General features: G+C 70.8%; 19 protein-coding genes. 11 read left to right on the forward strand and 8 right to left on the reverse strand.

Annotation, left to right across the window (positions count from 1 at the left end):
- Positions 1 to 55: 55 nt before the first annotated feature.
- Positions 56 to 631: a TetR/AcrR family transcriptional regulator gene (locus LZP97_RS22635; protein ID WP_040273540.1), complete on the reverse strand. Its 576-nt coding sequence runs from the start codon at positions 629 to 631 to the stop codon at positions 56 to 58.
- A gap of 96 nt (positions 632 to 727) precedes the next feature.
- Between LZP97_RS22635 and LZP97_RS22640 the strand changes: the two genes are divergently transcribed.
- The 6 genes from LZP97_RS22640 (at position 728) to LZP97_RS22665 (ending at position 9,100) form a co-directional block, all read left to right on the forward strand.
- Positions 728 to 1,726 carry a hypothetical protein gene (locus tag LZP97_RS22640; RefSeq protein ID WP_010594853.1) on the forward strand — a complete coding sequence of 333 codons (999 nt, stop codon included), beginning with the start codon at positions 728 to 730 and terminating at the stop codon, positions 1,724 to 1,726.
- Between the two features lie 101 nt (positions 1,727 to 1,827).
- Entirely contained in the window at positions 1,828 to 2,289 is a 462-nt protein-coding gene (locus LZP97_RS22645) for an RrF2 family transcriptional regulator (protein WP_010594854.1), read from the forward strand.
- 96 nt (positions 2,290 to 2,385) lie between these two features.
- Complete coding sequence (locus tag LZP97_RS22650; protein WP_026137973.1) at positions 2,386 to 2,982, forward strand: TetR/AcrR family transcriptional regulator; 597 nt, start codon at positions 2,386 to 2,388, stop codon at positions 2,980 to 2,982.
- Positions 2,983 to 3,019: 37 nt separating this feature from the next.
- Complete coding sequence (locus LZP97_RS22655; RefSeq protein ID WP_017681609.1) at positions 3,020 to 5,362, forward strand: MMPL family transporter; 2,343 nt, start codon at positions 3,020 to 3,022, stop codon at positions 5,360 to 5,362.
- Positions 5,363 to 5,444: 82 nt separating this feature from the next.
- A complete protein-coding gene (locus tag LZP97_RS22660; protein WP_026137972.1) occupies positions 5,445 to 7,172 on the forward strand; it encodes an ABC transporter ATP-binding protein in 1,728 nt (575 codons plus the stop codon).
- Positions 7,169 to 9,100, forward strand: a complete 1,932-nt coding sequence (locus LZP97_RS22665; protein WP_010594858.1) for an ABC transporter ATP-binding protein — start codon at positions 7,169 to 7,171, stop codon at positions 9,098 to 9,100. The genes LZP97_RS22660 and LZP97_RS22665 overlap by 4 nt, the downstream gene beginning before the upstream one ends.
- A 103-nt stretch (positions 9,101 to 9,203) precedes the next feature.
- Here the strand turns inward: LZP97_RS22665 and LZP97_RS22670 are convergent, their stop codons facing one another.
- The 4 genes from LZP97_RS22670 to LZP97_RS22685 form a co-directional block, all read right to left on the reverse strand.
- Positions 9,204 to 10,400, reverse strand: a complete 1,197-nt coding sequence (locus LZP97_RS22670; protein ID WP_017681608.1) for an MFS transporter — start codon at positions 10,398 to 10,400, stop codon at positions 9,204 to 9,206.
- Positions 10,401 to 10,496: 96 nt separating this feature from the next.
- Entirely contained in the window at positions 10,497 to 11,813 is a 1,317-nt protein-coding gene (locus LZP97_RS22675) for a WS/DGAT/MGAT family O-acyltransferase (RefSeq protein ID WP_017681607.1), read from the reverse strand.
- 37 nt (positions 11,814 to 11,850) lie between these two features.
- A complete protein-coding gene (locus LZP97_RS22680; RefSeq protein WP_017681606.1) occupies positions 11,851 to 12,795 on the reverse strand; it encodes an alpha/beta hydrolase in 945 nt (314 codons plus the stop codon).
- Positions 12,796 to 12,811: 16 nt separating this feature from the next.
- Entirely contained in the window at positions 12,812 to 14,329 is a 1,518-nt protein-coding gene (locus LZP97_RS22685) for a flavin-containing monooxygenase (protein WP_040273544.1), read from the reverse strand.
- Between the two features lie 140 nt (positions 14,330 to 14,469).
- On the opposite strand from LZP97_RS22685, the gene LZP97_RS22690 reads away from it, so the two are divergent.
- Entirely contained in the window at positions 14,470 to 15,702 is a 1,233-nt protein-coding gene (locus LZP97_RS22690) for a PucR family transcriptional regulator (protein ID WP_040273546.1), read from the forward strand.
- 70 nt (positions 15,703 to 15,772) lie between these two features.
- Here the strand turns inward: LZP97_RS22690 and LZP97_RS22695 are convergent, their stop codons facing one another.
- Positions 15,773 to 16,654, reverse strand: a complete 882-nt coding sequence (locus tag LZP97_RS22695; RefSeq protein ID WP_040273548.1) for a LysR family transcriptional regulator ArgP — start codon at positions 16,652 to 16,654, stop codon at positions 15,773 to 15,775.
- A 72-nt stretch (positions 16,655 to 16,726) separates the two neighbouring features.
- Here LZP97_RS22695 and LZP97_RS22700 point away from each other — a divergent pair, with 72 nt between their 5' ends.
- Complete coding sequence (locus tag LZP97_RS22700) at positions 16,727 to 17,326, forward strand: LysE/ArgO family amino acid transporter (protein WP_040273550.1); 600 nt, start codon at positions 16,727 to 16,729, stop codon at positions 17,324 to 17,326.
- A 13-nt stretch (positions 17,327 to 17,339) separates the two neighbouring features.
- On the opposite strand, the gene LZP97_RS22705 is transcribed toward LZP97_RS22700, so the two are convergent.
- Positions 17,340 to 17,756 (reverse strand): pyridoxamine 5'-phosphate oxidase family protein, encoded by a 417-nt coding sequence (locus LZP97_RS22705; protein WP_017681602.1) that lies wholly within the window; start codon positions 17,754 to 17,756, stop codon positions 17,340 to 17,342.
- A gap of 153 nt (positions 17,757 to 17,909) precedes the next feature.
- Here LZP97_RS22705 and LZP97_RS22710 point away from each other — a divergent pair, with 153 nt between their 5' ends.
- Positions 17,910 to 20,633 (forward strand): cation-translocating P-type ATPase, encoded by a 2,724-nt coding sequence (locus LZP97_RS22710; RefSeq protein ID WP_017681601.1) that lies wholly within the window; start codon positions 17,910 to 17,912, stop codon positions 20,631 to 20,633.
- 253 nt (positions 20,634 to 20,886) lie between these two features.
- On the opposite strand, the gene LZP97_RS22715 is transcribed toward LZP97_RS22710, so the two are convergent.
- A complete protein-coding gene (locus LZP97_RS22715; RefSeq protein ID WP_230831719.1) occupies positions 20,887 to 21,411 on the reverse strand; it encodes a DUF6448 family protein in 525 nt (174 codons plus the stop codon).
- 295 nt (positions 21,412 to 21,706) lie between these two features.
- On the opposite strand from LZP97_RS22715, the gene LZP97_RS22720 reads away from it, so the two are divergent.
- Both LZP97_RS22720 and LZP97_RS22725 read left to right on the forward strand, forming a co-directional pair.
- Positions 21,707 to 22,609, forward strand: coding sequence for an amidohydrolase family protein (locus LZP97_RS22720; protein ID WP_072786591.1), 903 nt, complete (start codon positions 21,707 to 21,709; stop codon positions 22,607 to 22,609).
- Between the two features lie 654 nt (positions 22,610 to 23,263).
- Entirely contained in the window at positions 23,264 to 24,496 is a 1,233-nt protein-coding gene (locus tag LZP97_RS22725; RefSeq protein ID WP_051009387.1) for an MFS transporter, read from the forward strand.
- Positions 24,497 to 24,520 lie beyond the last annotated feature (24 nt).

Here is a 24,520-nt window from a genome sequence, read left to right on the forward strand (position 1 = left end):
GAACAGGCGTCCAATCTACCGGAATGTGTTGCCGGTCACTACGGAGGTCCGGCGGTCACCGGGGCAGCGGCCGGCCGTCGGGGCGCAGGCCGGCGAGGTAGATCGCGATCATCCGGGGCACGAGGCCGGGCACGACGTCGTCGACGAACCGCACGTGGGGGCGGGTGAGCCGGGCGACCGCCATGATCACCTCGATCGGCTGGACGTCGTCGCGGACGAGGCCTGCTCGCTGTGCGGCGTGGACGAGTTCGGTGACGCGCGCCTTGGTGCCCTCCCGGATCTCGAGGACGTCACCGGGCAGTTCCCGGTAGCTCTCGACGATGAGGGCCGGAATCAGGGCGCCGAGCCGCAGCCGGACGGCGGTGTCGACGAACTCGGCCCAGGCGCTTTCGGGATCCGACACCATCGCGGCGAGGGCGCGATCCGCGGCCGCGCCCGCTTCGGTGAGGGTGCGACGGGCCACCGCGTGCGCGAGATCGTCGCGCGTGGGGAAGTTGCGGTAGAGGGTGGCGATGCCGACGCCGGCACGCTCGGCGATGGCGTCGAGGGGCGCGTCGTGTCCCCGTTCGGCGAGCACGTCGCGGGCGGCGAGGATCAGGGCCTCGCGTCGGCGGGCGGCGTCGGCGCGCATGCACTCTCCTGTGGTCGGCGGGTTGACATCCCCGCTCCTACCGGAGGAATATACTCCACATAAACGGAGAGCAATCCTCCACTTCAAGGAGTCGTCATGGCCGCCCCGACCTCCTCCCCGGACCCCGCCACCGCCCGGCACGCTCCGCCCGACGCAGTTCGTGTCGTCGGTGTCGTGCTCGCGCTCACCGCCGTGATCGCCCTGATGCTGTTCGCCTTCGCCGCCCCGGCGGTCGAGAGCGGCCCGCACGGGCTGAAGATCGGGGTGGCCGGGCCGGATCCGGCCGTCGCCCGGATCGAGGCCGGTCTCGCCGACGCCCGGCCCGGCGCGTTCTCGCCACAGCGATACGACGACGTGGAGGCGCTGCGCACGGCGATCGAGCAGCGTGCGGTCGTCGGCGGTCTCGCCGTCGAACCGGACGGGCCCGCGATGTATGTCGCCGGCGCGGGCGGGGCCCCCGTCGCGCAGGTGCTGACCGCCACGGCCGCCGGACTGTCGCAGACACTCGGGCGGCCCGTCCCCGTGCGCGACGTCGTGCCGCTGCCCGCCGACGACCCGGCCGGGGCCGGCCTGAACTCGCTGGCCCTGCCCCTGGTTCTCGGCGGTCTGGTGCCGGCGATCGCGCTCGTCAGGTTGTTCCCCGGGCGCGTCGGCCTGCGCGTGCTCGGCGCGATCGGCTTCGCGGTGCTCGCGGGGCTGACTCTCACTGCCGTCCTGCAGTTCGGGTTCGGCAGCCTGACCGGGAACTACTGGGCGACCGCGGGGGCGCTCGCGCTGAGCCTGGCCGCCGTCTCGCTGCCCCTGCTGGGCCTCGAGTCGCTCTTCGGCCTGCCCGGCTTCGGTGCCGGTGCGGTCCTGATGCTGTTCGTCGGCAACCCGCTGTCGGGCTTCGCGACCACCGCGGCGTGGTTGCCGCAGGGATGGGGTGCGTTCGGCCAGTTGCTGCCACCGGGCGCCGCGGGGACCGTGGTCCGCTCGGTCGCCTTCTTCGACGGACACGGCGGTGGGACGGCGGTGCTGGTGCTGAGCGCATGGGTCGTCGTCGGGCTCGCGCTGTGTGCGGCGTCGGCGCGTCGGCGCACGGTCACCGCGTGACCGGCGATCGCGGGACGGGACTCGCGCGCTTTTCCCCCGGTTTGGTAGGAATTCTGTGTCCGTCGCCGCCGGCGGCGCAGGATCGAACCGAGGAGCGCGACGTGCACATCACCGCCCGGGTGGACTATGCCGTGCGCACGCTGCTCGAACTCGCGGCGGCAGGCGAGGCGCCCGCCAAGGCCGAGAACCTGGCGCGGGCGCAGAACATCCCGCACAAGTTCCTCGAGGCGGTGCTCGGCGACCTGCGCCGGGGCGGGCTGGTGCGCAGTCGCCGCGGCCCGGAGGGTGGGTACTGGCTGGCGCGGCCGCCCGAGAAGATCTCCGTCGCGGACATCATCCGCACCGTGGAGGGCCCGCTCGCGTCGGTGCGCGGCCAGCGGCCGGAGGACGTGGTCTACACCGGACCGGCCGAACGCCTGCGCGACGTGTGGATCGCGGTGCGGGTGAATCTGCGGGCCGTCCTCGAGGAGGTCACCCTCGCCGACGTCGTCGCGGACGATCTTCCCGGGTTCGTGTCCGACCTGACCGCCGATCCGGGCGCCTGGGAGCGACGCCGCACGTGAGCGCCGCCACACCGTGCGGAGCGGTGTGGGCAAACACATATTCTTGCAGGACTCTGCAAATTTGCAGGACTCTGCAAGGTGCGTACCGTGGAAGACGTGACCACTTCGCCCGGCCTGCGCGACCGCAAGAAGGCCGCCACGCGAGCAGCGCTCGTCGCGGCCGCGGCCGACCTCGCGCGGGAGAGGGGGCTCGACGGTGTCACGGCCGACGCCATCGCCGCCCGGGCCGGGGTGTCCACCCGCACCTTCCACAACTACTTCGCCGGTAAGGAAGAGGCCGTCCTCGCGCACCTCGAGGGGTTGGTGCACGCGTGGGTCGGGCGCCTGCACGCGCGGCCCGCCGGTGAGCCCGTGTGGGAATCGATGGAAGCCGTTGCACGGGAAATAGTTTCGGATCCCGGCGGTGACTTCGTCGAGCTGTGCACGACCATGGAGCTGCTCGAACAGAGCCCCGCCCTGCTGGCGCGCCGCGTCGAGATGGAAGTGCGCGCCTCGCAACTGCTCGTCGAGGCCATCGCCGAGCGCACCGGCACCGACCCCCGGGTCGACCTGTATCCGAGCCTGGTCCGCTACGCCGCGGTCTCGGCCATGAAGTCGGCAGTCGAACTGTGGCTCGCCGGCACCTCGGGGGCGACGTCCCCGGAGGAGCTCGTCCGAGCCGCCTTCGAGCAACTGCGACAAGGCCTTTCCTAAGACATCTGCACGACACATCCGGAAGACGAGGTTCCCCGTGGCGACCTATCTCTATCGGATCGGCAAGTTCGCCTATCGGCGAAAAGGCACGGTCCTCTCCCTCTGGCTGGCGATCCTCGTCCTCTTCGGAGTGGGTGCGGCCACCCTGTCCGGGCCGACGACCGACTCGTTCTCCATCCCGGGCACCCCCGCGCAGCAGACGCAGGACCTGCTCGCCGAACGGTTCCCGAACGCCGAGGACCCGATGAACGCGCTCAGTGCCCGCTACGTGTTCGCCGCCCCCGAAGGCGGGACCCTCGACGAACCGCAGAACCTCGCGGCGATGAACGAGGTGCTCGCGGCGATCCGCGGCATCGACAAGGTGGCCGCTGCCGCCAAGATCGACCCGGCAGTCGCCACCCCCGAGCAGCAGGCCGCCGTCCTCGTCGACCCCGTCGCCGCGAACGCCGGTCTCGTCGAACGGATGAAGGCCGCCGCGGAGCAGCAGGGCAAGCCGGAGGAGACCGCGCTCGCCGACGCGGCCGCGCTGTCGCCGCTGAGCCCGGACCGTACCGTCGGCTTCGTCACCGTCCCGTTCGAGGGCGGCTTCGGCGACGTCGACGACACGATGCGTGAGCAGATCGCCGCGGCTGCGGAGATCGGCCGGGACGCAGGGCTGAACGTCCAGGTCAGCGGAACCGCCGCCGCGGAGGCCGAGATGCCCGGTGGCGTCACCGAACTCATCGGCATCGGCATCGCCGCCGTCGTCCTCGCCATCACCTTCGGCTCGCTCGTCGCCGCGGGCCTGCCGTTGATCACCGCCATCATCGGCATCGCCATCGGCAGCCTCGGAATCACCGTCGCCACCGGTTTCGCGGACCTGAGCTCGATGACCCCGACGCTGGCGATCATGATCGGTCTCGCCGTCGCGATCGACTACTCGCTGTTCATCGTCTCCCGGTTCCGCCACGAGATCACCGTCACCGCCGACCGGGCCGAGGCGGCCGGACGTGCCGTGGGCACCGCAGGCTCGGCCGTCGTGTTCGCCGGCCTGACCGTGATCATCGCCCTGATGGCGCTCAGCGTGGTGGGGATCCCGTTCCTGTCCGCGATGGGGTACGCGGCCGCATTCACGGTGTTCATCGCCGTGCTCATCGCGATCAGCCTGCTGCCCGCGATCCTCGGCCTGTTCGGGCGCAAGGCGTTCGCCGGCCGCATCCCGGGCCTGAAGGACCACGATCCGGAGGCCGACACCGACACCCCGAGCGCCGCCCAGCGCTACATCCGCTGGGCCACCGGCAAGCCGCTGATCCCGCTCGTCGCCGGCGTGCTGCTGCTCGGCATCCTCGCGCTGCCCGGCGCGAACCTGCAGCTCGCCCTGCCCACCGAGGCGACCGGCGACCCGAAGACCAGCGCCCGGCAGGCCTACGACCTCGTGAACGAGGCGTTCGGTCCCGGCCGCAACGGTCCGCTGCTCGTCGTCGCCGACGCCCGCGAGACCACCGTCGCGCCGCAGGAGGCGTTCGGGGAGGTCGTGCAGCGCCTGTACGAGCAGGACGAGGTGGTCAACGCCCAGGTCGTGGCGGTCAACGAGGCCGGTGACACCGCGCAGATCATGGTCACCCCCCGGTCGGGCCCCAGCGAGCCGGCGACGATGGATCTCGTCTCGAGCATCCGCGACCAGGAGGCCCAGCTGAACGACGAGATCGGCGTCTCCTACGGCATCACCGGACAGACCGCCCTCGAGGGCGACGTGTCCGAAACCCTGCAGAGCGCGCTCGTCCCGTATCTCGCGGTGGTCGTCGGGCTCGCGTTCATCCTGCTGATGCTCGTGTTCCGGTCGATCCTGGTGCCGCTGACCGCGACCCTCGGATTCCTGCTCAGCGTCCTGGCGACGTTCGGCGCCACCGTGGCGGTCTTCCAGGAGGGCTGGGGCGGGCTCGTCTCCAACCCGCAGCCGATCGTCAGCTTCATGCCGATCTTCCTCATCGGTGTGGTGTTCGGGTTGGCGATGGACTACCAGGTCTTCCTGGTGACCCGCATGCGGGAGGAATTCGTCCACGGCGCCTCCGCGAAGGAGGCCGTGCGGATCGGGTTCGCCCACGGCGCCCGGGTGGTCACCGCCGCCGCGGTCATCATGATCTCGGTGTTCGCGGCCTTCATCGCGGAACCGAACTCGTTCATCAAGTCGATCGGCTTCGCGCTCGCCGCCGCCGTGTTCTTCGACGCGTTCGTCGTGCGCATGGTGATCATCCCGGCGGTGATGGCGCTCCTCGGCGACAAGGCCTGGTGGCTGCCGAAGTGGCTGGACCGCATCCTGCCGAACGTGGACGTCGAGGGCGAGAAGCTCCGCCGTGAGCTGACCGCCCCCGAGCCCACCCGCGAGCCGGCGCACACATGACCGGGCCCGGGCACCTCTTCCGTTCCCGCGGGGGCGGAAAAGGTGCCGGGAACCGGGCCCCTGCACCGGTAGCGTGGTGATCATGCTGGTCCGGTTGCTCCTGCGGTTCCTGCGCCCGCACCGCGGGGCGCTGCTCGCGGTGGTGCTGCTGCAGACGGTGGCCACCGGCACCATGCTGATCCTGCCGGCCCTCAACGCCGACCTGATCGACTACGGCGTCGCCCGCGGCGACATCGGCTACATCCTGACCACCGGCGCGGTGATGCTGGCGATCAGTTCGGTGCAGATCGGCTGCTCGATCGGTTCGGTGTACTTCGCGGCGCGCACGGCCATGGCGGTCGGCCGCGACGTGCGGCTCGCCGTGCTCCGTCGCGTCGGCGAGTTCTCCGCCCGCGAGTTCGGCCGGTTCGGCGCGCCGTCGCTCATCACCCGCAACACCAACGACGTGCAGCAGGTGCAGATGCTCGTGCTGATGAGCTGCACCATCGTGGTGATGGCCCCGATCATGGGCATCGGGGGCATCGTCATGGCGCTGCGCGAGGACGTCGGCACGTCGCTGGTACTCGTCGCCGCCGTGCCCGTCCTCGCAATCACCATGTTCGTCCTGATCGCGCGGATGGTGCCGGCCTTCCGCGTGATGCAGGTGCGCATCGACGCCGTCAACCGGATTCTCCGCGAACAGATCACCGGGATCCGCGTGGTGCGCGCGTTCGTCCGCGAGCCCACCGAACGGGAGCGGTTCGAGGTCGCCAACGGGGAACTGACCGACACCGCGTTGCACGTCGGCCGCATCAACGCCCTGCTGTTCCCGCTCGTGATGCTCATCGCGAACGCCACGAGCGTGGCCGTGCTGTGGTTCGGTGGCCACCGGATCGACACCGGCGACATGCAGGTCGGGTCTCTCACCGCGCTGCTGAGCTACATCATGCAGATCCTCATGGCGGTGATGATGACGTCGTTCGTGGCGATGATGGCGCCGCGCGCGGCCGTGTGCGCCGAGCGGATCCTCGACGTGCTCGACACCGAATCGTCGCTGCCGACGCCGGCCCGGCCCGTCCGCACCCTCGCCACCCCCGTGACCCTCGAGTTGCGGAGTGCGGCGTTCGCGTACCCCGGTGCCGACGCGCCCGTCCTGCGCGACGTGACGTTCCGGGCCGAACCAGGCAGCACGACCGCCGTGATCGGTGGTACCGGCTCCGGCAAGACGACCCTGCTCCGGCTGATCCCGCGGCTGATCGACGTCACCGCCGGCGCGGTCCTGGTGGGCGGCACCGACGTGCGCGAGCTGGACCCGCAGGTGCTGCGCTCCGCGATCGGTCTCGTACCGCAGCGGGCCTACCTGTTCTCCGGCACCGTCGCCGAGAACCTGCGGTACGGCCGCGCCGACGCCACCGACGACGAACTCTGGCACGCCCTCGAGGTCGCGCAGGCGGCGGACTTCGTCCGGGCGATGCCGGAGGGACTCGACACCCTCGTCGCCCAGGGCGGCACGACGGTCTCGGGCGGACAGCGTCAGCGCCTGGCCATCGCCCGGGCGCTGGTCCGCCGGCCGTCGATCTACCTGTTCGACGACGCGTTCTCGGCTCTGGACCAGGCCACCGACGCGCGGCTGCGGGAGGCGCTGTTCCCGGAGACCCGCGATGCGTGCGTCGTGGTCGTCGCGCAACGGGTGTCCACGGTGCTCGACGCCGACCGCATCGTCGTCCTCGACGGCGGGGCCGTCGTCGGCTCGGGCACGCATCTGGAGTTGCTCGCGAGCTGCCCGACCTACGCCGAGATCGTCGAGTCGCAGCGCATGGTGAACGCATGACCGAGCGCAAGGAGGCGGGACCGCGGCTCGGGGGTGTGGACCCGGGCGCCCCGGAGAACCGGGCTCGGCAGAAGTGGCCGGCCACCAAACGGCTCGTCGGCCTGTTGCGGCCGCATCGGTGGGCCGCATCCGTGGTGCTCGTGCTGGCCGTGCTCGGGGTGGTGGCGTCGTCGGTGGCGCCCCGGGTTCTCGGTCACGCGACCGACCTGATCTTCAGCGGGGTGATCGGCCGGCAGCTGCCGGCCGGGTTGTCGAAGGAGCAGGCCGTCGAGGCGCTGCGTGCGCAGGGACGTGACCAGTTCGCGGAGATGGTGTCGGCGATGTCGCTCGTGCCGGGCGCGGGCATCGACTTCGCCGCCCTCGGCCGCACCCTCGTGTTCGTGCTCGCGCTGTATCTGCTGTCGTCGGGCCTGATCTGGCTGGCGGCGTACGGGCTCAACGAGATCGTCCAGCGCGTCATCCGCGACCTGCGAACCCGGGTGGAACGCAAGGTGCATGCGCTGCCGCTGCGCTATTTCGACTCCCACTCCCGAGGTGACCTGCTCAGCCGCGTCACCAACGACATCGACAACATCTCGCAGGGTCTGCAGCAGTCGATCAGCCAGCTGGTGCTGTCGGTGCTCACCCTGCTCGGCCTCGTCGTGATGATGGTGTGGATCTCGCCGCTGCTCGCACTCGTCGCGATCCTCATGGTGCCGGCGTCGGTGGTGGTGACCGCGGTGGTGGCGAAGCGGTCGAAGCGGCACTTCGTGACCCAGTGGAAGACCACCGGCAACCTCAACGGTCAGATCGAGGAGGCCTTCACCGGCCACGAACTCGTCACCGCGTTCGGCCGCACCGCCGAGGTCGAGCGCCGCTTCACCGAAACCAACGACGAACTGTTCCGGGCCGGGTTCCGGGCCCAGTTCGTCTCCGGGCTGGTGATGCCGCTGGTGATGTTCATGAGCAACCTCAGCTACGTCGCGATCGCCGTGCTCGGCGGGTTGCGGGTCGCGTCGGGCACCGTCAGTCTCGGCGAGGTGCAGGCCCTGATCCAGTACTCGCGCCAGCTCGGCCAGCCGCTCGGTCAGATCGGCGCGATGGTCAATCTGCTGCAGTCCGCGGCGGCGTCCGCCGAGCGGGTGTTCGAGATCCTCGACGAACCCGAGCAGGAACCCGATCCGCCGGCCCCCGTCACCCCGTGGGGGCGGTACGGCCTGGTCGAGTTCGAGGACGTCTCGTTCTCGTACCTGCCGGAGCGGCCGCTCATCGAGCATCTCGACCTGCGGGTCGAGCCGGGGCAGATGGTCGCGATCGTCGGACCGACCGGCGCCGGCAAGACCACGCTGGTGAACCTGATCCTGCGCTTCTACGAACTGGATTCGGGACGCATCCTCGTCGACGGCGTGGACATCACGACCATGAGCCGCGACGAGCTGCGCTCGCGCATCGGGATGGTGCTGCAGGACACCTGGCTGTTCGGCGGCACCATCCGCGACAACATCGCCTACGGCCGGCCGGACGCCACCGAGGACCAGATCCTCGAGGCCGCACGCATCAGCTACGTCGACCGGTTCGTGCGGTCCCTGCCCGACGGCTACGACACCGTGATCGACGAGGACGCCGGCAACATCAGCGCGGGGGAGCGGCAGCTGATCACCACCGCCCGCGCCTTCCTCGCCCAACCGTCCATCCTGATCCTCGACGAGGCCACCAGCTCGGTCGACACCCGCACCGAGTTGCTCGTGCAGCATGCGACGGCGGTGCTGCGCCGCGATCGCACCAGTTTTGTGATCGCGCATCGGCTCTCGACCATCCGCGACGCGGACCGGATCGTGGTGATGGAACACGGACGCATCGTCGAACAGGGCACACACGACGAGCTCCTCGAGGCGGGCGGCGCCTACTTCCGCTTGTACGACGCGCAGTTCCGCGCCCTCGTGGAGTGAGGGTCGGCAGGATCGTCGCGCCGGTTGTGGATCCGCGCGCGGCATTGCCGGAGCGGATTCCGGAGGGGCGAGCGAATTTCCGGCGGGAGGGCCGGGCCGTTCTTCACCCGTGCGGCACGTCGGCGGTGCGGGGGTGCTCGGCGACGACCAGCCGCCGGGCCCGCACCACGGCGACCACGAACGCCGGGACGGCGAGCGCGAACAGCGGCAGGCTCGCGCCGGTGACGGGCTCGAGCACCACGAGCAGCACCGGCAGGGCGAAGCCCAGGTAGGTGCCGACGTAGAAGACACCGGTCAGCGTCCCGCGCGCAGTCTTGGGCGCGAGCGACTCGAGGTCGAGCAGTCCCTCGCGCAGGCACAGCCCGTAGGCCACCCCGAGCACGGGTGCCGCGACGGGCAGCAACCACAGCGGCGGGTGCGTTCCGCCGGCGCCGACGAGGAGGAACCCGAGCCCGGCGAGGACGGCGCCGACCGTCCCGGCCCGCGGTCCCCACTCCCGGCGCCGCGCCGCCGCCTGCACGACGATCCCGGAGCCCAGGGCGAGCAGCGCCGCGGCGCCGGTCAGTGCCGGTCCCGCGTACTCGCTCGAGACGCGGGCCGGGAAGGTCACGAACGCGACAGTGACGCAGGCGAACACCCAGGGCGCCAGCGGTAACGACCAGGACAGTGCGGCGGCCACCGACCGTCCGTGCCCCGGCACGACCGGTTGCAGGTCCGCCGCCGCGTAGTGCGCGGACCGGCTCCACACCGCCGCGGCGGCCACGGCCGCCGCCGACAACGCGGCCGAGAGCACGAAGGGGAGGGACAGCGGCCGCGGGCCGAACTCGGCGAGCAGACCGGACACGAAGGGTCCCAGGGCGAATCCGGAGCTGAGGGCCACGCCGGCGAGCACCGTGCCGACCTTCCCGCGCAGGTCCGTGGCCCACGCGGTCCCCGCCCCGATGGCCAGTCCTGCGCCGATCCCGACGACGAGACGGCCCGCGACGAGCCCGGCGGCGTCGTGCCGGACGAGGAGCAGCACGGTACCGGCGAGGGCGATCGTCGCACCGGGGAGCACGACCGCGGCTCGGCCCACCCGGTCCGAGAGGGCACCGCCGCCGACCAGGCCGGGCAGCAGTCCGAGCGCGTAGATGCCGAACACCCCGTCGAGCAGTGCGTGCGAGAGACCTTCGTGCTCGCGCAGGACGGGGATCATCGCGGCGAAGTGGTTCGCCGCCCACCCGGTGGTGACGAGGACGGCCAGCACGCCGGCCAGGGCCCGGCTCAGCTGTCGTGCCGGTGCGGGCGGTGCTGCGGTCATCGTCTGTCCTCTCGCCGGGGCCGGACCCGTCACGCTAACCGACCGGCCGCTCGGGCCGGACCGGTGGATGCTCCTGGGGACGTCGAGCGGCGGCGATCAGCTCAGTGCCGCCAAACCGGCGTCCAGACCGCCGAGCATCCGCTGAAGGTGAGGAACGTTGCGCCGGCAGGCGATCAGACCGAACTCGATGTTGTCGGCGTAGCTGAGCACTGTGATGTTCAGCGCTTGGCCTTCCACCGGCATCGACACCGGATACCAACTTTCCATCGTCGCGTCGCCCCAGAAGAGTCGCTTGCGTGGCCCGGGCACGTTGGAGATCACCACGTTGTACGGCGGCGCCGCGACCGATGTGAAGCCGGGCACGGCGGCCAGGCCGGTGGGACCGATCGAGGTCAGCATGCCGATCGTCGAAAGCTGGAGCGCGCTGCGCCCGCGCATCACCTCCTTGGCGGCCAGCATGGAGGCCTGGATGCGGTGCAGGCGTTCCACCGGGTCGGCGACGTCGGTGGCCAACCGGCACAGCACCATCGTGACCGCGTTGCCGTCACCCTCGGTGCGTGGCAGAGCCACCGGCACCGCGGCGACCAGTGACTTCTCCGGTAGGTCGGCGGTGCTGGAGAGATACTCGCGCAGCGCGCCCGAACACATCGCCAGCACCACGTCGTTGATGGTCGCGCCGTGGCGCTCGGCCACCGCGGCGATCGCGGCCATCGGCCACGATTGGGCGGCAAAGCGTCGCGCCCCGGTCAGCGGGCGGTTCAAGACGGTCTTCGGGGCGGTGAACGGCAACGCCGCATCGGGTGTGCGCAGCCCCTTGGTGACCACTTGCGCCGCCGCGGGCAGGACACCGGCGAGGTCCTTGACGAAACCGCGCGGGCGGGCCGGATCACGGGTCGCCCGCGGCCGCGGGCCCCACAGCGGGCGCGGTGTGCCGGTCGGCTGGTCCGACAGCATGGCCGCGGTGTTGCGGACCGCGTTCACACCGTCGGTCAGCGCGTGGTGCACCTTGCCGTACACCGCGAACCGGTTGTCGTCGAGTCCCTCGATGAGGTGGAACTCCCACAGCGGCCGGTGCCGGTCGAGCAGTGTGCCGTGCAACCGCGACACCAGGGCCAGCAGTTCGCGCACCCGGCCGGGCCGCGGCAGCGCCGAATGCCGCACGTGGTAATCGAGGTCGACGTCGTCGTCGTCTGCCCAGCGCAGCGCCCCCGACAGCGGGCCCGGCCAGGCCGGTTTGCGCCGGTACATCCCCGCCGGCTCGGTGCTTTCGAGCAACCGTCGATACAGATCGTGCACATAGTCGGGTGGGGCACCGTCGGGCAGCCGGAACACGTGCAGGCCGCCGACGTGCATGGGGTGTTCACGGGTTTCCGACGCCAGGAACATCGCGTCGGACGGGGTGATGAATGTCATGGCGGAACCTCGTTCGGAATGTCCTCGGTGTCGAGCGTCAGCGGCTCGGCGGAACGGCGACGGTCGGCAGGGTCCGCGCCGGCTCGAGGACGCGGGTGAGGAAGCCGATCTGGTCACGCAGCATCCGTTGCTGCCAAGGGCCGTCGTAGACGTCGAAGTGATCGACGGGGTACTCGCACAACAGTGCAGAAGCTCCGGCCTTCTTCGCGGTCCTGCGCGCGGCGACGGGGGGTGCGACACGGTCGTGTGTGCCCACCTGCAGGAGGATCGGGCGGCCGAGGCGGCCGGCATGGGTGAGGGGACGGTTCACGGGCACCTCCAGTGCTGTGCGCGCGCAGATCTCGTTCCGCCACGTCGGGCCGGCGATGGAGGTGTAGGCCTCCTCGGCGCCGGGGGTGCTGATGATCGCCACCTTTCCCGGCTGTGCCACCACCGGGATGTGGTGCGGTCGGCGCCCGGCGATCCGGCGAGCGAGGTCGCGCAGCCCGTGGCCGGTGGTGCGCACCAGTTGGCCGGCTCCGGCGTAGCGGGCGATCTGCACCGCCGCTGCCAGCCCGTCGGTCGCCGGGGTCATCGATACGATCGCCGCGACCCGCCTGTCCTGGGCGGCGACTGCGATGACATGACCACCGGAGTACGACGTTCCCCACAATGCGATTCGATCGGCGTCCACGCCGGGCAGGTGACGGGCGGCGGCGATCGCCGCGTGATAGTCCTGGCGCTGACGTCGGAAGGAAACGTCCTGGCGCGGTGTTCCTTCCGAATCGCCGAAGCCACGGTAGTCGAACACCAATACGTCGATTCCGTGGTCGGCGAACCCCTCGGCATAGCCGATCAGGCCGGTGTCCCGGGTGCCGCCGAAGCCGTGTGCCATCACCACGCACGGGCGTCCGGCCGCGCCGGCCAGCATGTCGGAGACGGCCGGAATATGCCAGGCCGCGCAGGCGACGCCGTGACTGGGGAAGGTCAGATTCTTCTTCATCTCGGTCGCTCCGTTCCTACGACGCGACGGCAGCCGTGCGGCTGGGTGCGAACTCGAGCGCCGGATCCTCGACCGGCCCGCGACGCAGCCGTTCGACGTCCTTCTCGTAGGCCATCTGTACCGTCCACGGGCCGCTGGTGCCGCCGCGCGGGAACCTCGCGATGGCCCGCTGGACATATCCCGAGCTCATGTCGACCACGGGGACACGGTCCATGTGCGGATCGTCGAGCACTGGTTCGACGGTGCCGTAGCCGTGGCTGTCCATGTAGTCGAGCAGTCGGCAGAAGTGCTCGCACACCAAGTCGACTTTGAGCGTCCAGGAGATGTTCGTGTATCCCAGTGCGAACACGAAATTCGGGACACCCGACAACATCATCGCCTTGTAGACCGTCGTGTCGGGCAGGTTCACAGGCCGCCCGTCCACGCCCAGTGCGATCTTTCCGAACGGTGTCATGTTGAGTCCGGTCGCCGTGACGACGATGTCGGCGGCCAACTCCTGACCCGATTCCAGCAGAATCCCTTCCTTGGTGAACCGTTCGATCCGGTCGGTCACCACCGAGGCCTGCCCCGCGGATATCGCCTTGAACAGATCCCCGTCGGGAACCATGCACAGGCGCTGGTCCCACGGGTTGTAGCGCGGGGTGAAATGGGTGTCCACGTCGAAGCTCGCGGGTAGCTGCCGGCGCACGTTGGCGATCAACAGCGTGCGCATGAGCTTGGGCGCGAGCCGGCAGGCCTTGTAGATCCCGCGGTTGAGCATGATGTTCTTGCGCCGGATGATCCGGTGGGCGCGGGCGGGACCGACCACTTTGTTCAGGGTGTTCGCGATCGCGTCCTCGGCCGGGATCGAGAACACGTAGCTCGGCGAACGCTGCAGCATCGTGACGTGACCGGCCTTGCCGGCCATCGACGGGATCAGCGTCACGGCGGTGGCGCCGGAGCCGACGACCACCACGCGCTTGCCGGCGTAGTCGAGATCCTCGGGCCAGTGCTGCGGGTGGATCAGTCGGCCCGCGAACTCCTCCGCGCCCTCGATTCGAGGTGTGAAGCCTTCCTCGTAGTCGTAGTAGCCGGTGCCCAGGAACAGGAATCGCGCGGTGAAGTGCACGGGTTCGGCACTGCCTGCTTGCTGCGCGGTGACGGTCCAGCGTCCGTCCGCCGAGGAGAACTCTGCGGCGCTGACCCGGTAGCCGAAACGAATGTGCTCGTCGAGACGGTTTTCGGTGACGGTCTGCCGCAGGTAATCCATGATGATGTGGCCGTCCGCGATCGACTTCCGATGCGTCCACGGTTTGAATTCGTAGCCGAAGCTAGGCATATCCGAATCCGAGCGGATGCCCGGATAGCGGAACAGGCTCCACGTGCCGCCGATCGAATCCAGGCCTTCCAGGACTGCGAACGTCGTACCGGGACGGCGTGTCCGCAGGTGATACGCCGCGCCGATGCCGGAAATGCCGGCGCCGACGATCAAGACGTCGAAATGCGTGTCTTCCGTGTGGCGACCGCTCTGCTCGGTGGTCGTCGGGGTGCTCATGGTCGGTCTCCTCGAGCGGTGTACTGGTGTGTGACGGCATTCACAGTAGAACCGCAACAGCACGCGCTGACATGTCTACCGGCCCACTCTTTCCGCACCGATATGTGCTGTGGCACACTTGTACCGTGCTCCGTGCGGCAGTGGCGCCCGAAGTTGTTTCCCTCGTCGGTGACGTCGCCGAACTGATGCTGCGCGAGATCGATCAGCTCGTCGCCGAGATGGACGCCGCCGAGGTGGCGGTGGCCCCGATGCTGGGCGCAGACGCGGCGATCGCCGCGGAGATGTCGGCAAGCAATCGCGCCAACGCCGCGCGCCTGCTGACCACCCTCGCCCGGCGTGAGGTCGGGGGCGCGCCGATCGACGTGCCACCCGAAGCCCTCGACGTCGTCCGCACCGTCGTGCGTCGCGGCATCGACCTCGAGGTGATCTACCAGGCATACCGCCGGGGCCAGAACGTCGCCTGGCAGCGGTTTCTGGCTCATGCCGGACGGATGGTCCCACCGGGGCCGCAGTTCGTGGAGTTGTTGGAGGTCACCTCGCAGCTGATGTTCGACTACGTCGACCACGTGGTGAGCCGTGTCATCGCCGACGCCCAGCGGGAACGTGAGGAGGTGCTCGGCGGCGCGCTCGCCCGCCGCGCCGAGACCGTGCATCTGATCCTCGACGGCGCCCCGATCGACCCCCGCCGAGCCAGTGAACGCCTCGGATATCAGCTCGCTCGCCACCACACCGCACTCGTCCTGTGGGCCGAACGGGCGGGCGGCACGCAGGGGGCACTGGAGTCCGCCGCGACGCTGCTGGCCCAGGCCGCCGGAGCCCGCACACCCCTCACGCTGCCCGCGGGCACCTCGACGCTGTGGGCGTGGCTGGGCACCGGATCCGAACCTGCACTCGACGCGCTGCGCGAAGCAATAACCAAGGCGCAGCCGAACATTCGGGTGGTCGTCGGTCCCGCCCGAGTGGGCATCGACGGCTTCCGTCGATCGCACGACGCGGCACTGACCATGCACCGCCTGCTCAGCGGGCAACGCGGCGGCGACCGCGTCGCGCTCTACCGCGAGTTCGAAGTCACCACGTTGGCCGCTCGAGACCTGGATCGGGCGGCCGAATTCGTCGCCACGACGCTGGGTCCGCTCGCTGCGGACACGCCCGGTGCGGCGCGTCTCCGCCAGACATTGCGGGTGTTCCTCGAGGAAGCCGAAAACGCCCCTCGCACCGCCGCACGCCTGCACACCCACCGCAACACCGTCCTCCAGCGTGTCACCCGGGCAACCGAACTGCTCGGACACCGCCCCGGCGCGCGCCGGCTTCCCGTCGAGCTCGCCTTGGAGCTGGCTCACCATCTCGGGCCACGACTCCTGGCCCGTGATTGAGGGACGACGCCCGCGCTCGGTGGTCCGGTGCCGGTCTCGACGCCCGGCGGGTCCAGCGTCCATGCCATTGTCAGCGCAGTATCTCCCCGGCGGTCCGCCGGACGACGTCGGTGAGTGCGTCGAGCACCGGCGACTCGAGCCGCCAGCGCTGCCAGTACAGCGGCACGTCGAACGGGTCGTCCGCGGCGAGGAACACGAGTCCGTCGGTGTCGGTGAGCATCGGTTCCGGCAGCATGCCCCAGCCCAGGCCGAGCCGCGCGGCCTCGACGAACTCGGCGGCGCCGGGCACGTAGTGCCGCGGCGGGTCGAGGCGGCGCCGGGTGCGGCGGCGCAGGAACCGGTCCTGCAGGTCGTCCTTGCGGTCGAAGCTCAGCATGGGGGCGTGCCCGAGCGCCTCGGCGTCCGGTCCGCCGGGAAACCAGCGGTCCGCGAAGTCGACGCTCGCCATCGCGTGATACCGCATGGCGCCGAGCCTTTCGGAGACGCACCCCTGCACCGGCTCGGGCACCGACGTCACGGCGGCCATCGCGGTGCCGTCCCGCAGCCGCGCGGGGGCGTGGTACTCGTCCTCCCGGTGCACTTCGAACAGGGCGCGATGACGCTCGGGCATGCGGGCCAGGGCGCGCAGCATCCACGTCGACATCGAGTCCGCGTTGACGACGAGGGGAACGGACACGTACTCGTCCCGGCCGGCCGTGAGTCCGAGCGCCTCGGCGGTGTCCTCTTCGAGCCGCGCCACCTGCCGGGCCAGTCGCATCACGGCCTCGCCCGCGGCCGTCGCGGACACCGGCCGGGTGCGCCGCACCAGGACCCGGCCGACGTGCTGCTCGAGGGCCTTGATCCGCTGGCTCACCGCGGACGGGGTGAGGCGCAGCGCCGCGGCCGCGCCGTCGAAGGTGCCCTCGTCCAGCACCGCGGCGAAGGTCCGTAGCTGCGCGAAGTCCAGATCCACGTGAAGAAACTCTAACGGTACTGAAGAAAACTCAACTGTCCTTCATCGAGCCGGATTCCTAGCGTGGGTGGCATGCACCTCGTCGTCGTCGGATTCCTCACCGGCCTGTCGCTCATCGTCGCGATCGGTGCGCAGAACGTGTTCGTGCTGCGCCTGGCGATCGCGCGGCGGCACGTGCTGCCGGTGATCGCGGTCTGCGCCCTGTCCGACGCGGTCCTCGTCGCCGCCGGCATCGCCGGCATCGCCACGGTGCTCGACCGGGTTCCCGGCGCGCTCGGGGTGATCCGCTGGGCCGGCGCGGCGTTCCTCGTGGGCTACGGACTGCTCGCCGCGCGGCGGGCGCTGCGCCCGGCGGCCCTGACCGCCGCGGCGGGCGGTCCCGTCACCGTCGGCGCAGCGCTGGCCACCTGCCTGGCGCTGACCTGGCTCAACCCGCACGTCTACCTCGACACCGTGCTGATGCTCGGCTCCGTCGCCAACCACCACGGGGATCCGGGACGCTGGTGGTTCGGCGCCGGCGCGGTGCTGGCCAGCGTCGTGTGGTTCCTCGGGCTCGGTTACGGGGCCCGGTTGCTGCGCGGAGTGTTCGCGAGACCCGCCTCGTGGCGCGTGCTCGACGGCGGCATCGCCGTGCTCATGGTCGGCCTCGGCGTCGGCATGGTGGCGGGCTGACGCCGGGCTCGCGTCAATCCTTGACCAGCGCGAACCGGCGGCCGCTGATCTCGCTCGCGGTGACCTCGACGAAGTTGTACTTCGGAGTGGGCACCCAGGCTTGCAGCCCCAGTTCCTCGGCCTCCTGGATCTCGTTGTAACGAACCAGGTTTCGAGCTCGACCGTGCAGCACCACGCTCCAGGCCCGGTCCTGCTCCACGTGGTCGGCTTCGAAGGCCACCTCGGCGTTCAACGTCAGCTCGACCAGCTTGCTGCCCTCGGCCGTCCGGAAGTACAGCTTCCTGTCACGCACCGCGAAGTTGATCGGGAAGACGTCGGGCCGTCCGTCCGAGACCACCACGAGCCGGCCGATCCGCTCGGTGCCGAGCAACTCCCAGCTCTCCTCGTCGCTCAGGACGACGACAGGATCGTCGATGTTCGGCTCACTCATGGCTCCTCCGATCCGGCGGCGTGCGCCTCGATATCACCGCCTCCAGCACATCACGGATCCGGGCGCGGCACAGGCGGATCGTGTGTCGAATCGCGCGGCATCCGTCACATCGATAGCGTGGGAGCCGCCCGACCTCACCGAGGAGCGTGCGAGATGACCCTGGCCACCACGTGGCACACCCGCGACGCCGACGCCGTCGCGGCGGCCCTCGACGTCGACCCCGCGGTGGGACTGTCCACCGGTGAGGTCGAGGAGCGCCGGCTCGAGCACGGGCCCAACGCCCTCGTCGAGGCGGCAGCCGTGCCCGGCTGGCGCAAGGTGCTCGCCCTGCTCGCCGACCGGATGACCCTCGTCCTCGTCGCCGCCGCCGTGGTGAGCGCCGTGGTCTCGCGCGAATGGGAGACCCCCGTGGTCATCCTCGCCGTCATCACCCTCAACACGGTCCTGAACTACGTGCAGGAGCGACGGGCCGAGAACAGCCTGCAGGCGCTGCGGCAGATGGCCGTCGACACCGCGCGGGTCCGCCGCGACGGCCGCGAACAGCACCTGCCGCGCACCGAACTGGTGCCCGGCGACGTCGTGCTCCTCGAGGCCGGCGACTCCGTGCCCGCCGACGGCCGGGTCGTCACGGCGGCACGGTTGCAGGTCGCCGAGTCCGCGCTCACCGGTGAGTCCCATCCCGTCGACAAGACCGTCGAACCCGTCGACGACGAGCAGGCCCCGCTGGGCGACCGCGCCGACATGCTCTTCATGAACACCGAGATCACCCGCGGGCGGGGCGCGATGGTGGTCACGGCCACCGGGATGCAGACCGAGATCGGCGCGATCGCCACCCTGCTCGGTACCGCGGGGGTGGAGAAGACCCCGTTGCAGCGCCGCATCGACCAGCTCGCCAAGACTCTCACCATCGTCGCGCTCACCGTCGTCGCCGTCGTGTTCGTGCTCGGCCTGCTGCGCGGACAGTCGTGGTCCGACCTGCTGATCACCGCCGTCTCGCTCGCCGTCGCCACCATCCCCGAGGGGCTGACCGCGGTCGTCGCGTTCACCCTCGCGATGGGGGCGTCGCGGCTCGCCGCGCGCGGCGCCATCGTCAAACGGCTCGCCGCCGTCGAGACCCTGGGCAGCACCACCCACATCGCCACCGACAAGACCGGCACCCTCACCCTCAACGAGATGACGGTGCAGCGGCTGCTGGCCCGCGGCCGCAGCTTCCGCGTCACCGGAACCGGATACGAAACCGACGGCAAGATCCTCGTCGGCGACGGGCTGCCGCCCCCGGACCTGACCGCGCCGCTGCTCGGGATGGCCCTGTGCAACGACGCCGTCGTCCGCGACGGGGTGCTCGTCGGTGATCCCACCGAGGGCGCGCTGGTGGTGCTCGCCGAGAAGGGCGGCATCGACGTCGAGGGGGCGCGGCTCGCGGTGCCGCGGCTGGCGGAGGTGCCGTTCGACTCCGCCTACAAGTACATGGCGACCTTCCACGCCCTGCCCGACGGCGGGTACCGGTGCTTCGCCAAGGGCGCTCCCGGCGCACTGCTCGACCGGGCCACCGCGATGCTCGACGGGGACGGCCCCGTCCCGCTCGACGACCGTCGCCGCGAGCGCCTCCGCTCGGCGGTGCAGTCGCTCGCCGCCGAGGGGTTACGCACCCTGATGATCGCCGGCCGGGACCTGCACGCGGTGCCGCGGGGCGACGCGGAGGCACTGCAGCGTGCGGTGTCCGACCTGACCCTCTACGCCGTGGTCGGCATCGTCGATCCGCCGCGGACGGAGGCCGAGCGGGCCATCGAGGTGGCCCATGCCGCCGGCATCGAGGTGCACATGATCACCGGCGACCACCTCGTGACCGCGTCGGCGATCGCCGGCCGGCTGGGCATCGGTGGTGCCGCGGCCACCGGCGCCGATCTCGATGCCCTGAACGACGACGAGTTGCGCTCCCGGGCAGCAGATTTCGGGGTGCTGGCTCGCGTCGCGCCGGAGCACAAGATCCGGGTCGTCAAGGCGCTGCAGGCGAACGGCGAGGTCGTCGCCATGACCGGCGACGGCGTCAACGACGCGCCGGCCCTCGAGCAGGCCGACATCGGCGTCGCCATGGGAATCACCGGCACCGACGTGTCCAAGAGCGCGGCCGACATGATCCTCACCGACGACAACTTCGCGACCATCGTCGCCGCGGTCGAGGAAGGCCGCGGCATCTACGCCAACATCGTCAAGTTCGTGAAGTTCCAGCTGACCACGGCGTGGGGGTTCGTGCTGATCTTCCTCGTCTCCGGGGCGCTCGGACTGGCCGGGGGCGCACCGTTCACCGCCCTGCAGATCCTGTGGGTCAACATCATCATGGACGGTCCGCCGGCCCTCGCCCTCGGCGTCGACCCCACCGAGCCGGGCACCATGTCCCGGCCGCCGCGGCCGGCACACGAGCGTCTGCTCAGCCGCGACCGGCTCCGTCGCATCCTGGGGCTGGGCATCGTCATGACCGCCGGAACCGTCGCAGTGCTGCACTACGCGCCGCAGTGGTTCCCCGAGAGCGCCGGCGATCCGCTGTTCGCCACCACCCTCGCGTTCACCACGTTCGTCTTCTTCCAGGTGTTCAACCTGCTCAACGTCCGTTCGGAGCTCGGCTCGGTGTTCTCTCTGCAGACCCTCACCAACCACAGCATCTGGATCGCGCTCGTCGTGGTGGTCGTCCTGCAGGTCTGCGTGGTCCAGACGGCCTTCCTGCAGGGCTTCTTCGACACCACCGCGCTCACCTCGCAGCAATGGGCGCTCGCCGTCGGCGTCGGATCTTCGGTGCTGTGGGTGGACGAACTCGTCAAGGCCACCGGGCGGAGCCTGCGGCGCCGGCGTGGTGACGCGCACGCCCGGTCGGGCGCATAGTGGAAGTGGTGTCGCCCTCCGACGAGCACCGCAGAACGCGGAGGTGGGAACGATGGACATGGGCTTGATGCAGATGATGCACATGCTGATGATGCACATGCACCACATGCTGATGCCAGGAATGCCGATGCATCACATGATGCCGATGTGACGGCCTCACACATGCCGATGTGACGGCCTCACACATGTCGATGTGACGGCATCACATGTCGAGGTGAGGGCGTCACGGGAGGCCGTCGGGGCGGCGCCCGGATCAGCCGTGTGGGTGCCCGCCCTCGTGCGGATCCCTGTGCATGCTCTTGTAGAGGTGATGGCTGTACACCTGGAAGCCGAGCATCGCCTCGGTGTACTCCCGCCGCTCCGCGGTGGTCACGGCGTCGGCCAGGGCGACGATCCGTTCCAGGCGCGCTTGCAACTGCCGGTGCAGTTCGGCGGACAGGAAGGCGTAGAGCTTCTCGATCGAGCCGGTCTCGATCGCGCGCTCGGCCAACGGGATCACAGGGCCGACGTCGCCGCCCGCAGGCTTCACGCCGGTGAACGAGGCACCCTCGCCCGCGCGGTGCAGCCGGACCACGGTGTCGAAGAAGTAGAGATCGGCCACCTCGTGGGCGATCGGACCCTCCGCGCGCGCGGCTGTCGCCCGTTCGAACGCCGTGCGCACCTCGTCCTCGGCTTCGAGGGGAACGAACGGCAGGATCAGCTCGACGTTGTCGTCGCCCAGCGCCGCCTCGGCGGCCTTGACGACGGGGCCGTCCATGGAATCGCAATGCGGAGGCACGGAGTGCTCCTTCCGACGATCGGCGAACACGCTCGGTCCCAGGCTAGTGCCGTGGGGTGTCCGCGTCGAAGGGGCACACGTCCAGCAGGGGCCGCGAGCGCCTCGGCGGGGTCCGGGCGGAGGCGTGCGGGTCGATCGCGCCGGGCAAGGTCCGGGCCGACACCGTACATACAGTACGTACGGCGTGGCGGGTCCGGGCCGCGGGGGGTGGCCACCGGGCCTCGCGCCGTCCGGGTTCATCGCCGGGATGCGAACGACGGTTGACACGGGGGCGCGCGGCGGCGAACGTGGACGCATGAGGCGACGTCCCCGCGTCGACGTGCATCAACATGTGTGGCCGGCGTCCTTCGTCGACGCCCTCCGGGCGCGCAGTGCGCCGCCCCGGCTCGACGGCTGGGTGCTGCACCTGCCGGGCGAGCCGCCGTACCGGGTCGACCCCGCAGATCATTCGGTCGCCGCGCGGACGGCCCTCGCGGTCCGGGACGGGATCGATCTGGCGCTGGTGTCGCTGTCGAGCCCGCTCGGGATCGAGGAGCTGCCCGCCGAGGAGTCCCGGCCGCTGCTCGACGCGTATCACGAGGGGGCGTTGAGCCTGCCAGACCGGTTCGGTGTGTGGGCCGCAGCCGGTCTCGCCGAACCCGACCCGGAGACACTGCGTGAGGTCCTCGCGGCCGGCTGCGTGGGTCTGCAGCTGCCGGCGACGGCCCTGGCCGACTCGGCGGGCTTCGACCGGTGCGCGCCGCTGCTGGCGGAACTCGAGCGGGCACACAAGCCGCTGTTCGTGCATCCCGGTCCGGCCGCCGCGCCCGGCGCTCCGCCGTGGTGGCCGGCGATGGTGTCGTACGTGACCCAGATGCACGCCGCCTGGTTCGCCTGGCACGAGTTCGGGTCGCGCCGGTTCCCGGCGCTGCGGGTCCTGTTCGCGATGCTCGCCGGCCTGGCCCCGCTGCATGCCGATCGGATGGCGATGCGCGGCGGTCCCGGCGGCATCCCCGGGGCCGGGGTCTATGTGGAGACGTCGTCGTACGGGCGGGAGGTCGTCGCGGCGGTGACCGCGCGTCTGGGCGAGGACCGGGTGCTGCTCGGCTCCGAGCGGCCCTACGCGCGGCCCCTGGTGCTCGGCGGTGCCGCCGGCATGCGGCTGCGGACGGACAACCCGGCGCGCTTCTTCGCGATGGTGCCTGCGCAGATCCGTTGACACGGACGATCTGTCGCCGCGCCCGGTCGTGGACGACCACCACGAAGTGTGGCTGCGTTCGTGGCTGCCGGGCGGAGCACGATCACGGCGACGACGCGGGCGCCGTCGCGGTGGCGCCGGGTCTGCTGACGGAGACCGGCGGCTGCACTCCGGGAGTCTCGGTGGGGTCGAAGTAGCGTTGTCGCGCAGGAAGATTCGTGCGGTACGGCGTGCGGCTCCGGTGCCGATCGCGTCCACGAGGTGACGAGCGACACGAATTCTCCGGACGTCGGCATTCGCACGTGCGCGCCCGGCGAACCGGTACCGGATCGCCGGCGGGGCGCTCCGGCCGCGTGCATCCGAACGGCCGGCGCGGACCGGTGAACCCCGTCGCCTGTGCCGGTCGTGGTGGTCTCCGAAAGCAACTGCCGCAGAATGGGACTGGTTATCGCCGCTGCGGGTGCGGCGGCCGGATCGCGGCGCGAGCTGTGGACGTCGTCTCGGGCGCGGCAGGTCGTGGACCGCTCCCTCGCCGGCGCGGCTCGTGCCGGGGTGGCCGAACTCACGTCCTCCCGATTCGAGGTCGGCTCGGCGTGTGCACGAGAATGGAGACTCGGCTGGTTTCGCACGCCGACACGATCCAGCGCATCCCGCACTATTCGAAGGTTCCCGCTCATGACGACGACGGCATCCGCATGCCCACCTGCCTCCGCAGCACCGGTGGCCGCCCCCGCGGCCGCCACGACACCGGACGCCCGGCCGCGGCGGGCCCGGGCGATGTGGGCGCTCGCCCTCGGCGGATTCGGCATCGGGACCACCGAGTTCGTCGCGATGGGCCTGCTGCCCGACATCGCGACCGGCCTCGGGGTATCCGAACCCACCGCCGGGCACGTCGTGTCGGCGTACGCCGCCGGTGTCGTCGTCGGTGCGCCGTTGATCGCGGCGCTCACTGCCCGGTTGCCGCGCAAGGCGCTGCTGATCGCGCTCATGATCGCCTTCACCGTCGGCAACGCGGCGACGGTGCTCGCGCCGAGTTACGGACTGCTCGTCGCCTCCCGGTTCGTCGCCGGGCTGCCGCACGGCGCGTACTTCGGGGTCGCCGCCCTCGTCGCCGCGCATCTGGCCGGCCGCGGGCAGCGCGCCCGGGCGGTGGCGCTGGTGATGATGGGCCTGTCGGTGGCGAACGTCGTGGGCGTGCCGGTCGCGTCGTGGCTCGGCATGGCGCTGGGCTGGCGCTCCGCGTTCGCACTGGTGGCGGTGATCGGCACGGTCACCGTCGCCGCGATCGCCGCGTGGGTGCCCGCCCTGGCGATCCGCACCACCAGCGTGAGGACCGAACTCGGCGCGCTGCGGCGCGGGCAGGTGTGGATGACGCTCGCGGTCGCGATGATCGGCTTCGGCGGCGTGTTCGCCGTCTACACCTACATCAGCACCACCCTGACCGACGTCGCCGGAGTGTCGAAGGCGCTGGTCCCGGTCGCCCTGATGCTCTTCGGGCTCGGCATGGTGCTCGGCAACGTGGTCGGCGGCCGCGTCGCCGACCGGGCCCTGGTGCCGGGCATCTTCACGACCATGACGACGCTGGCGGTGCTGCTGGCCGTGTTCGTCGCGGCCGCGCACAACCCGTACACGGCCCTGGCGATGGTGTTCCTCCTCGGCGCGGGTTGCGCCGCGGTCGGGCCGGGTCTGCAGATCCGGCTCATGGACGTCGCGGAGGACGCCCAGACCCTGGCCGCGTCGCTCAACCACGCGGCGTTCAACCTCGCGAACGCGTTCGGCGCCTGGATCGGGGGCGCGGTGATCGCCGCGGGTTTCGGCTACACCGCGCCGGCCGCCGTGGGTGCGGTGCTCGCGCTCGGCGGGGTCGCCGTCCTCGCCCTCGCCGTGCGACTGCCGTCGGCGCCGTGACCGGACCTCGTGATTGGATACCGA

It is taken from the genome of Rhodococcus sp. DMF-1 (genome assembly GCF_021441945.1).
In the GTDB taxonomy this organism is placed as follows: domain Bacteria; phylum Actinomycetota; class Actinomycetes; order Mycobacteriales; family Mycobacteriaceae; genus Rhodococcus; species Rhodococcus ruber.

Bases quoted from the DNA above. Each gene is read 5' to 3' on its own strand.
- LZP97_RS22635 (WP_040273540.1), bottom strand. From the start codon at position 631: ATGCGCGCCGACGCCGCCCGCCGACGCGAGGCCCTGATCCTCGCCGCC.
- LZP97_RS22640 (WP_010594853.1), top strand. From the start codon at position 728: ATGGCCGCCCCGACCTCCTCCCCGGACCCCGCCACCGCCCGGCACGCT.
- LZP97_RS22660 (WP_026137972.1), top strand. From the start codon at position 5,445: ATGCTGGTCCGGTTGCTCCTGCGGTTCCTGCGCCCGCACCGCGGGGCG.
- LZP97_RS22665 (WP_010594858.1), top strand. From the start codon at position 7,169: ATGACCGAGCGCAAGGAGGCGGGACCGCGGCTCGGGGGTGTGGACCCG.
- LZP97_RS22670 (WP_017681608.1), bottom strand. From the start codon at position 10,400: ATGACCGCAGCACCGCCCGCACCGGCACGACAGCTGAGCCGGGCCCTG.
- LZP97_RS22675 (WP_017681607.1), bottom strand. From the start codon at position 11,813: ATGACATTCATCACCCCGTCCGACGCGATGTTCCTGGCGTCGGAAACC.
- LZP97_RS22680 (WP_017681606.1), bottom strand. From the start codon at position 12,795: ATGAAGAAGAATCTGACCTTCCCCAGTCACGGCGTCGCCTGCGCGGCC.
- LZP97_RS22685 (WP_040273544.1), bottom strand. From the start codon at position 14,329: ATGAGCACCCCGACGACCACCGAGCAGAGCGGTCGCCACACGGAAGAC.
- LZP97_RS22700 (WP_040273550.1), top strand. From the start codon at position 16,727: ATGCACCTCGTCGTCGTCGGATTCCTCACCGGCCTGTCGCTCATCGTC.
- LZP97_RS22705 (WP_017681602.1), bottom strand. From the start codon at position 17,756: ATGAGTGAGCCGAACATCGACGATCCTGTCGTCGTCCTGAGCGACGAG.
- LZP97_RS22710 (WP_017681601.1), top strand. From the start codon at position 17,910: ATGACCCTGGCCACCACGTGGCACACCCGCGACGCCGACGCCGTCGCG.
- LZP97_RS22720 (WP_072786591.1), top strand. From the start codon at position 21,707: ATGAGGCGACGTCCCCGCGTCGACGTGCATCAACATGTGTGGCCGGCG.
- LZP97_RS22725 (WP_051009387.1), top strand. From the start codon at position 23,264: ATGACGACGACGGCATCCGCATGCCCACCTGCCTCCGCAGCACCGGTG.